The organism is Tropicimonas marinistellae (assembly GCF_001509585.1).
Classification (GTDB): domain Bacteria; phylum Pseudomonadota; class Alphaproteobacteria; order Rhodobacterales; family Rhodobacteraceae; genus Tropicimonas; species Tropicimonas marinistellae.
Window position 1 is genome coordinate 53,516 of the sequence record NZ_LNCI01000001.1, and the last position, 13,076, is coordinate 66,591.

Annotated in this window: 9 protein-coding genes; 5 read left to right on the forward strand and 4 right to left on the reverse strand. The window is 59.5% G+C overall.

Going from position 1 to position 13,076, the window contains the following annotated elements; genetic code table 11:
* Positions 1-11: 11 nt before the first annotated feature.
* Positions 12-1,094 carry a hypothetical protein gene (locus ARC39_RS00230; RefSeq protein ID WP_068108292.1) on the reverse strand — a complete coding sequence of 361 codons (1,083 nt, stop codon included), beginning with the start codon at positions 1,092-1,094 and terminating at the stop codon, positions 12-14.
* A gap of 276 nt (positions 1,095-1,370) precedes the next feature.
* Positions 1,371-3,239, reverse strand: a complete 1,869-nt coding sequence (locus tag ARC39_RS00235; RefSeq protein ID WP_068108297.1) for a sialidase family protein — start codon at positions 3,237-3,239, stop codon at positions 1,371-1,373.
* A 455-nt stretch (positions 3,240-3,694) separates the two neighbouring features.
* Here ARC39_RS00235 and ARC39_RS00240 point away from each other — a divergent pair, with 455 nt between their 5' ends.
* Both ARC39_RS00240 and aldA read left to right on the forward strand, forming a co-directional pair.
* Positions 3,695-4,609, forward strand: a complete 915-nt coding sequence (locus tag ARC39_RS00240; protein WP_068108300.1) for a sulfotransferase family protein — start codon at positions 3,695-3,697, stop codon at positions 4,607-4,609.
* A 461-nt stretch (positions 4,610-5,070) separates the two neighbouring features.
* Positions 5,071-6,507, forward strand: coding sequence for an aldehyde dehydrogenase (gene aldA / locus ARC39_RS00245; RefSeq protein WP_068108303.1), 1,437 nt, complete (start codon positions 5,071-5,073; stop codon positions 6,505-6,507).
* Between the two features lie 239 nt (positions 6,508-6,746).
* On the opposite strand, the gene ARC39_RS00250 is transcribed toward aldA, so the two are convergent.
* Positions 6,747-7,763, reverse strand: a complete 1,017-nt coding sequence (locus ARC39_RS00250) for a LacI family DNA-binding transcriptional regulator (RefSeq protein WP_078058999.1) — start codon at positions 7,761-7,763, stop codon at positions 6,747-6,749.
* 465 nt (positions 7,764-8,228) lie between these two features.
* Between ARC39_RS00250 and ARC39_RS00255 the strand changes: the two genes are divergently transcribed.
* The 3 genes from ARC39_RS00255 (at position 8,229) to ARC39_RS00265 (ending at position 11,943) form a co-directional block, all read left to right on the forward strand.
* Positions 8,229-9,824, forward strand: coding sequence for a fucose isomerase (locus ARC39_RS00255; protein WP_068108307.1), 1,596 nt, complete (start codon positions 8,229-8,231; stop codon positions 9,822-9,824).
* A gap of 65 nt (positions 9,825-9,889) precedes the next feature.
* A complete protein-coding gene (locus tag ARC39_RS00260; RefSeq protein ID WP_068108310.1) occupies positions 9,890-11,299 on the forward strand; it encodes an FGGY-family carbohydrate kinase in 1,410 nt (469 codons plus the stop codon).
* Positions 11,296-11,943, forward strand: a complete 648-nt coding sequence (locus ARC39_RS00265) for a class II aldolase/adducin family protein (protein WP_068108313.1) — start codon at positions 11,296-11,298, stop codon at positions 11,941-11,943. Before ARC39_RS00260 ends, ARC39_RS00265 begins: the two co-directional genes overlap by 4 nt.
* Before the next feature lie 136 nt (positions 11,944-12,079).
* Here the strand turns inward: ARC39_RS00265 and ARC39_RS00270 are convergent, their stop codons facing one another.
* Positions 12,080-13,024: an ABC transporter substrate-binding protein gene (locus ARC39_RS00270; protein WP_068108316.1), complete on the reverse strand. Its 945-nt coding sequence runs from the start codon at positions 13,022-13,024 to the stop codon at positions 12,080-12,082.
* Between the last annotated feature and the right edge of the window lie 52 nt (positions 13,025-13,076).

The following is a 13,076-nucleotide window of genomic DNA, read 5'->3' on the forward strand; positions in this document are numbered from 1 at the left end:
AATTCATGGGTCTATTCCTTCAGTTGCCCGACCATGGCACGCTTCATCTGCTTCCTTGTCAGCGGATCGATTTGGTTCAGCCGCAACTCGATCAGGACGTCTGTCATGACATCCAGTGCCATGTCCAGTATTTTCCGCCGCGGCACGTTGGCGTCCTTGGGGGGGCGGTGCTCGAAGAGGACGTCGCGTTCGGGAAAGTACTTCTGACGGAAAGTCTCGTTGGTGTCGGCAACAGCGTTCTCCACGCGATTGCGTTGTTCCGGCGAAAGTGTCAGCTTTGGCCCGTCCGCGGACAATCGCATCACCGCTGCGAGCAGGTTGAACCGGAGCGGGTTTCGTCCGCCTTCACTGTGAACCTCCGGGATTTTCCGGTTGAGGGCCCGCATGCATTCTGCTCCGGACGCCGTGAGTGCCTCGTTTACCCGTGGCGGTTGAGTCATGGGCGTTGGGTCGAACCCGCAGACAGCGCTGAAATCCTCGATCAAGTCACCGTTCTTGAGAAAAGTCTTGTCAAGAAGGCGCACCGTCAGCCTTTCCTTTCCGACGATGTCGGCCCATCGACTTGTCACGAGATCGATGTCCACGCGGCGCCCTCTGAGCTTTACGAAATTGTCGAGCGTTTGGGTGCTGCCGCGTTTGATGGACTCAGAGTACTGGCTCACGATGGAGTCTACGGGCGAGCGAATATACAGGACGTAGCGCACGTCCGAGAAAACTTCCCGAAACATGCCGTCGACCGTCCGTATCAGGTCCGGGGTCTTGAGCCACGGCTCCATGTGCTCGCTGGAAAACAAGGCGACGTCTTCGGACCATCGGTTTGGGTAGTCTTCAAGCGCGACGATACCCTTGGTGGCGGAGTCGGATTGCTCCTCCAAGGTCCTTGCATTGTAGTGCAGCCGCTGTTGCTGCCGGGGCAGCAGGGTTCCGGCTCGGGTCAGGGCCGCCAGAACATATTCGAACTGGCTCCCACGCCGTTTGACGTTTCGATGAAAGCGGAACCCCTGGTCGGCCAGCGCCAAGCGGTTCTGAAACAGGAACTCCTGGATCGAACTTGAACCGGCTTTCGGCATTCCAATATGGACAATTGCCTTCATCTCTCTCTCCGCAAGGTCGCGTGGACCGGTTCTGTGGATGCCCGCCGGTCTCCCATGCGAAAACACCCTTCCGATCCCACGGCAAGTGAACGCGTATCTTCGGCGCTCCCCACGTGGATTGCCGGTCGCGCGCAATGTTGCTCAAGGTGTCGCCTGATGCAATCCGATTGGGCCGCGCTGCGTATCTTCGACGACGGCGACAGCTTCGGGTGATTGCCGTTGCGCGTATCCACCAGGTCGCCCATGTCGCGATTGCAACAACTGCGACTGCTGGCGTTAGTCCACCCTGGTGAACCTCCATCGCTGGTTTTTCTTGCCAGTGAACGGCCTTGCGACGACCTTTCCGTCCCGTGCGGTCAGGAAGTTCCCCGAATAGCGGTTCTGAAGATAGCTCGCCCCGCCGACATCGTAGATCATCCACTCATGGCGCGCATCTACGCTGTGTTTTCCGGTGACGACATCTGTGGAGACGTCGGCACGGTGCGACTGAGCATTCTGCACCAGATAGGCCGACGGGTTTGCCTCCGAGGCAAGCAACGCAAAACCGGCGCGCTTGGTAAGCCCGATCGTCTCTGTGTCTTTTGCGAGCGACGGGACGACTTTCCCCCCGGCTTTGGAGGCGAAGGAAAGGTATTTCCCGCCAGCGGCCGCCTGAACGAGGAACGTTCCCGGATCGTAAAACCGGTTGTCCCAGGCCGCCATCAGGCTTGTACCTTCCCACGTGGCCAGGAAGGTTTGGCTGAAAACCTCGTCGTCAAACTTGTTGACGGGCGTACCGTACTGGAAGTCGCGTATCAGGGCGACGTTCTCTGCATAGTCAGAATAGTCGGGAACCGGCCCAAACCCTTCGAACAGGGCGGCGTAGCCCCCGGGAACCGGCTCGAAATTCAGCTGCCAGATGGCTCCCCCCATTTGTTGGACCGACGAGCCGCGGATCATGACTGGATTCTGTCCGTATGGCTCCCAGCCCTTCCGGTCCGACGCGTGTTCCACTTTCGCGCGCCAGAGGTGCGCGGTCTCCGGATAGTCGTATGCATCCCGGAGGCCTTTGCCATCGTCCATAAGACCGCCGCCGCCTGTCAGGCAAACGATCAGGTACACCTGACCTTCGAATTCCTCGACTGAGAGGTTGTTTCCGACGATGTGATGGTCGTATCCGCTGCCCTCGGGTCCCAGGTCGATGACCTGGGTCGGTGGCCCCCAGTTAATTCCGTCGATCGACTCTCTGATCCTTACACCCCCGTCGTGCGTGGAGTGCGCCATGAACCAGGTCGCGCCGACCTTCACGACGGATGATCCCCCGAAGCCGTTTTTCTCGCCGTTCTGATCGAGCATGAGCGTTGGTTTGGAAAACGTTTTGCCGCCATCTTCGCTGACCGACCGATAGCGCCAGCCATTGTCGTAGTAGCGAATGACCATATCGGAGCCTGCCGGGATTGGCTGATCGATTGCGAGGATGGCATCCTCTCCGGTTCCCAAGTTCTCGACCTCGTAAGCCTCGGGGGGCAGGGTTTCCCCTCTCTTCCCGCCAATCGTGATCTTGAGGTCCTCGGGGTATTGGACCGGATAGCCCAGTTCGACAACAACCGGCATGTCCTGTCCCGGCACAACGATATCGCGCTGTTTGGAGCGGCCGACGCGGAAGAACAGAAGGATATTTCCGTCGGCATAGGTCGCGTTGATCTGGGTGATTTTTCCTCTGATACCCGGCTCGACGTCCTGAATGGCGATTGCAGGATGCTTGTGATGTGTCTTGGTCCATTTCGACCGGTCTGTCAGATCGATGGGTGACGTGATCTTCGACAACTCGATCTGCCACATGCCGATGCCGGCCTGTTCTTGCTGGCCGCTCCGGAAGAACGCGTATGCAGTCGTGCCGTCGGAGAGAATTGTGCCACTCAGGTTGCCGCCGGTGATGAAGCCATCGTCGATCTCCGGATCACCCGTGACAACGTTCCCTTTTGGTATGACCGGGGAGAGAGAGTACGGGAGAAAGGAAATCTTGGCCGGTGGAGGAGGAGCATCCGAGCCATCGGCGAAGGCTGCATTCTGCGGGGCGGGCAATGCGCCGGACAGAACCAGTGTCAGCGCCAGGCCTATGAATGCTGCTGCGGTAATAGATTTTTTGCGAATTTTCAGAGTCATGTGGATTTTCTTCTCAAGAATCTACGCTCCCCGTTGGCGCCGATGAATACAGATGGGTCAAGCCAGCGCTCTGGTTCGCGCCATTAGGTGCTTCGCTGCCGTTGTGCCGGGTTTTGTACGTCCGAATCGTGCGGTTTGTCTCGCACGTCCAGTGTGTTTCACGATTAATCTATTGCAACGAGTGTCAGAGTTTGTTCCCTTCGACGCCAGTTCAAGGTTTCGTTGGTCGTCGTGGTCTCGGATCCTTCGGACGACTTGATCGCAGGTCGTCAACGGGGACCATGGCTCCCCTCATGCAAGGACCCGAAAGGCTTGCGAACGCATCCCTGCGCGCACGCTGCACGTCTGCCCGGCGTAGGCTCGTTTACCCGCTAGGTGGGGCGCACGACCTTGCGAATCCTCCTGTCCGCTGCTACCCGCACAGGACGAAACAACAACAACATAAAGTCATTGACATGCAGTCTCTCGCCACTACCGACCGCAAGCCGCAGTTCATACTAGGCGTCGGTGCTCAGAAGGCTGGAACCACTTGGCTCTTCGACTACCTGCAACAGCATCCGCAGTGCGCCATGGGGCCGATGAAGGAGATCCACTTCTTCAACAATCTTCTTGCCCGCAAGGGGCAGCCTGGCTTGATGTGGTTTCAGTTTCGTCGGCTTAAGCGCGCCCTCGACAAGCGTGGAGAGAACCTTAAGTGGGGGCGCGACCCTGGAAATGGTGCGAAACTCGTGGCGTTGCTCGAAGGGCTTGCCATGCAGTACGAGCCGGATCGCTACGAGGCCTATTTCGAGCGACTGGTAGACAGCAACCCGCAGGCCCGCCTGATCGGTGATATCACTCCGGATTATGCCAGTTTGGGCAAGAGGAGCATGGCCAAGGTGCGGGATCATCTCGAGAAGATGGGGTATCCGGTCAAGGTCGTGTTCCTGATGAGGGACCCGGCCGAACGCTGTTACTCATCGTTCCGAATGGCCGCTCGCAATTTCGTCCGCGACGGGCGTACGAAAGTCCCTGCAAGCCAAAGCGAGTTCGTTCCGTTTTCTTGTACGACCAGGGCAGCCTCTCGAACGCGCTATGAAAAGACGATCGCCGCGCTCGAGGCCAATTTCGACAAGTCGCAAATCTACTACGGGATCTACGAAGACCTGTTCAACAACGAGGAAATCGCCAGGATCAGCGAGTTTCTTGGTGTTGACTACGTCGAGCCCAAACTCGATGTCCGTAAGAACGCGGGTGGCGAAAAAAAGCGGCCGTCAGACGACGAGATCCGCCAGGTGCGGGAGCACTACAGGTCTACCTACAAGTTCTGCCGAAACAAGTTCGGTGCTGAGCGGATCGACCGACTTTGGGCGCCGAAGTTCTCAGACTGAGCGACTCGTTCCGAGACCATCCATGTCGCCAGAGCGAAACTAAATAACCTTCACCAGATGGGGCCATGTGGCGTGGAAACGCTGAACGGGTGCGCGTTTCGTGCAGCTCGGCATCGCTCGTAACGTTTGGAGGTCGGCGCGGTCTGGAACCATAATCGTTGGTTGCCTCTCTGATCGAACGGCGGGCGTGCAGGGAGAACTGAAGCGGCGGTAAGAGTGTCCATCATCCGTCGAGTCATCGAAACGAATCGAGTATACGTCCGAAAGGCTCGAAGGCATTCTGACGTTCGGTACGCATTCACGCAGATCTGCATGTAATTACAAAAAATAATTACAGAATTCTCAAGCCGTTCCAGCTCCACGGTCTTCGATGGTTGTCGAAACGATTCGAAAATTCTTGCCTCCTCCCTGACTGTTCGGCCATTCTGGGCGCGATTTTCAGGCCAATTTGGGAGGATGGCATGACCAGTCAGCACAGGAACTATATCAACGGCGCATTCGTAAGTTCGGCGGGAGCTGCGATGATTCCCGTGCGCAATCCCGCGACGGGCGCTGTGCTTTCGGAGGTGCCCGATACGTCGGCCGATCAGGTCGATGCGGCCATTGGTGCGGCGAAGGCGGCGCAACGTGGCTGGGAAGCATTGCCGGCCATCGAGCGTGCAGGGTATCTGCGCCGAATAGCGGCGGAGATCCGAAGCAACGCGCCCGCGTTGGCGAGGGCCATCGTTGAGGAGCAGGGAAAGATCATGAGTCTGGCGGAGGTCGAGGTTGGCTTCACGGCAGACTATCTCGACTACATGGCGGAGTGGGCGCGGCGCATCGAGGGTGAAATCGTAACGTCGGACCGGCCCAACGAGACCATATTTCTCTTCCGACAGGCAATTGGTGTTGTGGGTGGGATCCTGCCGTGGAACTTTCCCTTCTTCCTGATCGCGCGAAAGCTGGCGCCCGCGCTGGTGACTGGAAATACCATTGTCATCAAGCCTTCGGAGGAAACGCCCAACAACGCCGCCATGTTTATGGATCTGTTGTCGGGCGTCGGATTGCCTGCTGGGGTGGTCAACATGGTCTACGGCTGCGGTGCATCGACGGGTCGCGCACTTTGCGAAAACCCAGATGTCGGCATGCTGAGCTTCACGGGCTCGGTTGAGACCGGGTCGCGGATCATGGAGGCGGCGGCGAGAAACATCACCAAGGTCAATCTGGAACTTGGCGGAAAGGCACCGGCAATTGTGTGCGCTGATGCCGACCTTGAGCTCGCCGCGAACGCAATTACAGCCAGTCGAGTGATAAATTCGGGGCAGGTCTGCAATTGTGCCGAACGGGTTTATGTCGAACGGGCTGTCGCCGACGAATTCGTGGACCGGCTCACACGCAAGATGGCAGGCAGCACATTCGGAAATCCCCTCGAAGACAGGTCGGTGGACTATGGTCCGATGATCAACAAAGCTGGGTCGGACAAGGTTGCCGGGCTTGTCGATCGTGCGACTGCCGCGGGCGCCGAAGTCATGACCGGGGGTGAGGTCGCAGATTTAGGCGCTGGCAACTACTTCCAGCCTACGGTCCTGGCCGGTGTCGCTCACGACAGCGAAATCATGCAGAAGGAGGTGTTTGGCCCGGTGCTTCCGGTCAATGTCATTGAGGATCTGGACCAAGGCATCGCACGGGCGAACGACAGCGACTATGGTCTGACATCGTCGATATATACGCGAGATATCGGCGCTGCCATGCGTGCCTGCCGGGACATCAAATTTGGCGAAACCTACATAAACCGCGAGAACTTCGAGGCAATGCAGGGGTATCATGCAGGCGTCCGAAAATCGGGGATCGGTGGGGCGGACGGCAAGCATGGTCTCTATGAATACACGCAAACCCACATGGTGTATCTGCAGGCCTGACAGTGAGGTTGCCGCATGGCGCGTAAGTCCTGATCGGAGTCGCCCGGTTCTGCGGGGCGATGATTGATGCAGGGCGCGCGCGTGGTAGGTGGCGATTGTGGCTCCAATTGCGGGGCCGCAACCCGACCACCCGGGTGGTAAGAGGTGTTTGGTGGGGCGGGCGCGAGAGGCGCCGGTTTGCCGATCTGCGGATTCCTGCAATCTGCTGACTGCCGATTGTCCGCCGACGGCCGATCTCTTCAGTCCCGGTTGGCCGGCTCACCCGTCGTCTCGCCGCGAACGAAGTTTGGCTCGAATGCCACCGACCTCGGTTCGATCTCTGCGTTTGGGTCCTCAACGCGCTCCAGCATCCAGGTGCAGGCCTGAATTGCCATTTCGCGTGCGGGTTGTGCGGCGTGAGTGACCCTTGGGCTCAAAACGTCACCCCACGGCGCTTCGTCGATACAGCACACCGACAGATCGTTGGGGCAGTCAAACCCGAGTTCCTGAGCGGCCTGCAAGGTGCCGATCATCATCTCGTTGTTGGCGGCGATTATCGCTGTAACCGGGTTCGACCGGCATAGAAGCTTCATCGAGGCCCGATACCCGCTTCCCCGCGTATAGTCGCCGGAGAGAACGGCGCCTGGCTCGATCTCAAGGCCGTGTGCTTCCATCGCCCGTCGAAAACCAATCTCGCGTTCCATTGCGGACCATTGGCCGGGTTCGCCGGCAATGAAGGCGATCCGGCGATGGCCGAGGCCGTAGAGGTGTCGGGTGAGAATTCCGACCGCCAAGCGATTGTCCAGTCCGACGAAGTCGTAGTAGGCGCTGGGCACCTGGTGGTCGAACAGAACGACCGGGATTCCGGCTTGATCGAGTTGCGGCAGAAGTTCTGCGGTTTGTTGGGTGGGTGATATCATGACGCCGGTGACGCGCTGTGCGATCAACTGCCGGATCACTGCGGCTTCGTCGCTCACGGAACTCGATTTGTCTGATAGGGTAAGAAGATAGCCCTTCTCGAATGCCCTGTGCTCGAACTCGGTAAGAAACATCTGGGAAAAGTACGTCCCGATATCGGAGACGATAAGGCTCACAAAGGGGCTCCGGCCCTTGCGCAAACTCTTCGCGATCGGGTTCGCCACATAGCCTGTCGCCTCGGCGGCATCCATTATTTTTCGAAACGTTTTACTACTCACCCGTTCCTTCTGGTTGAGGGCCAGGGAGACAGTCGAGACGGAGACGCCGGCAGCCTTTGCTACATCGCGTATCGTAGCCATGTCTTTCTTTCCGCCTGTTAATTACTAGCTACTTTAGTACCTCGAAATGCGCTGAATGGCAATTCGGATCGCGTTTTGGCGGGTTGCGGTTGCGACGCGCTTGAGGGTTGACACGAATTGTGGCGTGATGTTCTCTGATTATAGAAACGTTTCGATGGCGGGCGACGCTGTCGATTCGTCGCGGTGCTGAAGCCTGCTCGAAGGAGTGGTCTGGGTCGTTTTGGCTATGCGGTCAGATGGCGCAAGCCTGGAGGAGGAATGATGCCGTGTTTGCGAGGCGTGGGCGGCGAGGGCATGCTTGCCCACGTCCCCGTTCGCTGGGCGCGAGATGAGGGCCACTGACGCGGGCGGCCGAACGGCTTTGCATGCGCGACTGAAGGAGCCGGTAGCGCGGCGATACGGAGAACTTGCGCCGCAATAACCAACGCGCGGCGTACCCTGGAGAGGAGCCAAGAGGGAATCCCGATGAAAGATATCGTTCTTGTAGCCAACGGAGACCTACGCGAAAGCGCGAATATCGTTTGCTGGCCTGCGCAGAAGGCCATGGAGGAGCGTCTGATGGACGTGATCGCGGCCAAGGGGCACACGATCACCCGGGGGCACCCGGTTAAACCACAAGGTCATGGCTTCATTGGATCGCAGCGTGAGGGAATGGACGTCTTCGCCAGCATCGATCCGGAAGCTCCGCTGATCGTCGCAGAGGCGGTTTGGCAGTATTCCCATCATGTTCTCGCCGGTCTCTATCATCACCGTGGTCCGATCCTGACGCTTGCCAACTGGTCTGGTCAGTGGCCGGGCTTGGTTGGCATGCTGAACCTGAACGGGTCGCTTACCAAGGCGGGTATCGAGTATTCGACGATCTGGAGTGAGAATTTCGACGATCCTTTCTTCGAACGGGCAATCGACGAATGGCTAGAGACCGGGAAGATCACGCACGAGGTGGATCACGTCACGCCATGTCCGGAACTGAAGCTTCCGGCGCAAGACGCAGAGATCGTCAAGGGCATTGTAGACTCGCTGCTGCAAGAAAAGACGATCATGGGTGTCTTCGACGAAGGCTGCATGGGAATGCACAATGCCATCATCCCCGATGAATTGCTGTTGCCGATGGGCATCTTCAAGGAACGCTTGTCGCAGTCGGCGCTGTACTACGCCGCGACCCAGGTGCCGGATACGGAGGCCCGGGCGGTTTACGACTGGTATCTGGAAAAAGGCCTAAAGTTCCACCTTGGAGAGGTCCACGAGGAGGATCTGACCGAGGCTCAGGTGCTGGATCAGTGTAAAATGTACATCGCCGCAGTGCGCATCGCCGAGGAGTTCGGCTGCGAGGCCATTGGCATACAGTACCAGCAGGGGCTGAAGGATCTTATGCCGGCATCCGACCTTGTAGAGGGTACGCTCAATAACAGCGACCGCCCGGATGTGACGGGACCGAACGGCGTGATCCGCAAGGGCGAGGCCATCCCCCACTTCAACGAGGTGGACGAATGCGCTGGCCTTGACGGTTTGCTGATCAACCGCCTGCACAAGGCGCTCGGCCAGCCGGTGGAGAACACGTTGCACGACTTGCGGTGGGGCGGGCCTGATCTCTCGGGAACGACTGACGAATACGTGTGGGTCTTCCTGATTTCCGGCGCTGTGCCGCCGGAACACAATACCGGCGGTTGGGCCGGCAGTGAGAGTTTCCGCCAGCCCCCGATGTATTTCCCAAACGGCGGCGGCACACTGCATGGTGTTGCCAAGCCCGGCGAAATCATCTGGTCACGGATCTTCGTCGAGGGTGGTGCCCTGCATATGGACATCGGGCGTGGTCAGGCAATCTCGCTACCCGAGGAGGAGACGAGGCGTAGGCTTGAGGGGACCACGCCGCAATGGCCGATCATGCACGCCGTCCTCACAGGTGTCACACGGGACCAGATGATGGCACGGCATAAGGCGAACCACATTCAGCTGGCCTATGCGACCTCTGCCATAGAAGCCGATCGCGCCATGATGGCGAGAGCGGCGCTCGCGAGGGAATTGGGCATCGATGTCAGTTTCTGCGGTGTGAAGCCGGTCTGAATCTGAGCGCGGTGCGCCGGTCTGACCGGCGCATCTGCTGTTTCACCGACGAATGGGAGGGGTCCATGGCCGTCGCCGTCTTCGATGTCGGAAAAACCAACGTGAAGCTGCTCGCCGTCGGTTCGGATGGTGAGATCCTCGAACAGAGTTCGATTGCCAACAGCGTGATTCAGGATGGCCCGTTTTGGCGCCACGATCTTGCCGGCACAGAGAGTTGGCTGCTCGAATCCTTGGGTGACCTGGCGAAAAGCCATGAACTGGAGGCTTTTGTGACTGCGGCTCACGGATCGGCTGGCGTGTTGGTGCGTTCGGACGATCTGGAACGCTCTGAGCCGCTGTGTCCCATGCTTGATTACGAACAGGAGATACCTGACTGGCTCAGGAAGCGGTACGTGGCCGTTGGCGGCGGTTTCGAGGATCGCGGGAGCGCGATCCTTCACGGCGCACTGCACCAGGCGCGGCAGCTTCTTTGGCTGGAGCAGGAGTTGCCTGCCGCAATGGGCTCGGGCGCGCTGTACCTTTGTCTGCCACAGTATTGGGCCTGGCGGCTTTCAGGCGTTGTAGCCTCCGAGATTACATACCTAGCTGCGCAATCGGGCCTTTGGAACCTGACAGGCAACCGCGCGGCCAGGATTGTTGCGCGGCATGGCTGGACCGAGATGCTACCGCCACTCCGAAAAGCCTGGGAGAGCTTGGGCGTCGTGCGACCCAAACTGGCACATCGCTACGGCTTGCCTGAGCAGATGCGCATTCTGACCGGTATTCATGACTCCAGCGCCAATTTCTACGGGTACCAAGCCATGGGCTTTGCCGGCTTCAGCGTAGTTTCGACAGGCACATGGATCGTCGGGATGTCCGATGCCACGCCGTTCGAGCGGCTCGACCCCGACCGCGGTATGACCTGCAACGCCGATCCGGCAGGTGGTGTGGTCGGCGGCGTGCTGACGATGGGAGGACGGGAGTTTTCTGCAATAACCGGCGCCGAGAGTATGCAAGCGCCCGCTTCGGTCGAGGCGGTTCGGCGGATCGTGAATGACGGAACCATGGCGTTGCCGACCTTTGGCGCGGACGATGGGCTCTTCCCGGGGACCGCGGGTCGTGGCTGCATTGTGGGTCCCAAACCGGATAGCGATGTCGCGCGCAAGTCGCTGGCGATTCTGCACTGTGCGTTGCTGTCTTCGAAGTGCCTTGACGCTCTGGGCCGAAGCAACGCTGTGATCCTCGACGGCGCCTATATCCGCGATCCGCTTTTTGCCGGCCTCATGGCCACATTGAATCGCGGCGCCAGTGTGTATGTGAACTCACGTGCCGACGGTGTGGCGCTTGGCGCGGCTCAATTGGCGAGCCACGGCAAGGGGCCGCTGTCCGATGCCCAGCCGCACCGGGTGGACGGCCTCGATATCCCCGGGCTCGAATCGTACGCGGCCACATGGGAACTGCGAACCAAGGCAAACATCAAGGAGGCACAGGCATGAACCACCAAGAGCTGCGCGCAGGCATCGTGCACACAGCGCGGGAGATGACCCGCGCAGGCATCAATCAGGGAACGGCCGGGAACATCTCGGTCCGGGTCGACGGCGGGCTCCTGATAACGCCTTCGTCGCTGCCCTACGACCAGATGATTCCCGAAGACATCGTCGAGATGAAGTTCGACGGTAGCTGGGAGGGCCGCCGCCCGTCTTCCGAGTGGCGTTTCCATCGGGACATCCTGCAGAATCGAACGGATGTGGACGTCGTGCTCCATTGTCATTCGATCTATGCAGCGACCCTCGCCTGCAAATTCCTGGATATCCCGGCCTTTCACTACATGGTCGGTATCGCGGGCGGGCCGAATATCCGGTGCTCCGACTACGCGACCTACGGCACGCAGGCCTTGTCGGACACCGCGCTGGAGGCACTCGAAGACCGGATGGCGTGCCTACTTGGCCAGCACGGGCAGATTGCACTCGGCAAGGACCTCGCCGGCGCACTCGCGATGGCGATTGAGGTCGAAACGACGGCGCAGATGTACTTTCAGGTTCTGACGCTTGGCGAGCCGAACATCATCGACGATGAAGAAATGGCGCGTGTCATCGAGCAGATGCGGCGAATGAGCTACGGCCAGGCGCCAAACGACTGACCTCGCCGACAATCTCGGGACGTTCACAAAGCCTTGGCCGGTCCGCAAAATCCCCCGCCGGATGCCGGCGGGGGATGGATCGCCTCTCAAGAGGCAAGTGGGGGAGGGGGGGCTTCTGGCCGATGCGCCCTCTCGGTCAGTCGTATAGAACCGCTGCAATTTCCGGATTATCGATTGTCTCTGCGTCGTAGTAGTAGAAGCCAGTATCGATTTCGGAGTCGATGGTCTCTCCACGCGCGGCCATGATCGCCGCCTTGACCGTTTCGTAACCGATGCCGACCGGGTTCTGCGTGATCGCGCCAGCCATCAGACCGCTGCGGATCGCGTCCTTTTGGGCCTTGCCGGAATCGTAGCCGATGATCACAACACCTTCTGTGCCCATTTCGGTTACGCCGTTGACCACACCGATAGCGGAGCCCTCGTTCGTTCCGAAGATCCCGCTGAGGTCGGGATTGGCCGTAAGGATCGCCTTGGTGAGTTCGGTGGATTTGAGCTGATCACCGGCGCCGTACTGGACCGTGACCACCTCGATATCGGGGTAGTCTGCCGCGATTTTCTCCAGGAAACCGTCTCGGCGCTCGATGCCCGTTCGGCTGGTCTGGTCATGTGCGACCACGGCGACCTTGCCCTTGCCGCCGATGAACTCGGCCATCTTTTCGGCGGCCAGCGCAGCGGCGGCCATGTTATTGGTTGCGGCCGTGGCAAGCGGAATATCGCTGTCGACACCGCTGTCGAAGGCGATGATCGGGATGCCGGCTGCGTCTGCGTCGCGAAGGAGCGGTATGGCGGCCTGGCTGTCCAGAGCGGCAAAGCCGATGGCGGCCGGTTTGTTGGCAAGCGCTGCGGCGAGCATGTCGATTTGCTTGTCGACCATGGTCTCGTTGTCGGGTCCTTCGAAGGTGATCGTCACGCCCAGTTCTTCGGCGGCCTGCTCGGCACCTGACTGGACGGCCTGCCAGAACTGGTGCTGGAAGCCCTTCGAAACGAGCGCCACGTATTCGCCTTCAGCGAACACGGCGGTGGGGCCGGTGAGCAGCGCGGTGGCCGCTATGGTGCCAAGGATCGTACGACGTGAGAACATGGTTTCCTCCAGTTTGCGATGTTCGTCGTTTCGGTCGCTCCGCCGGCCTCCC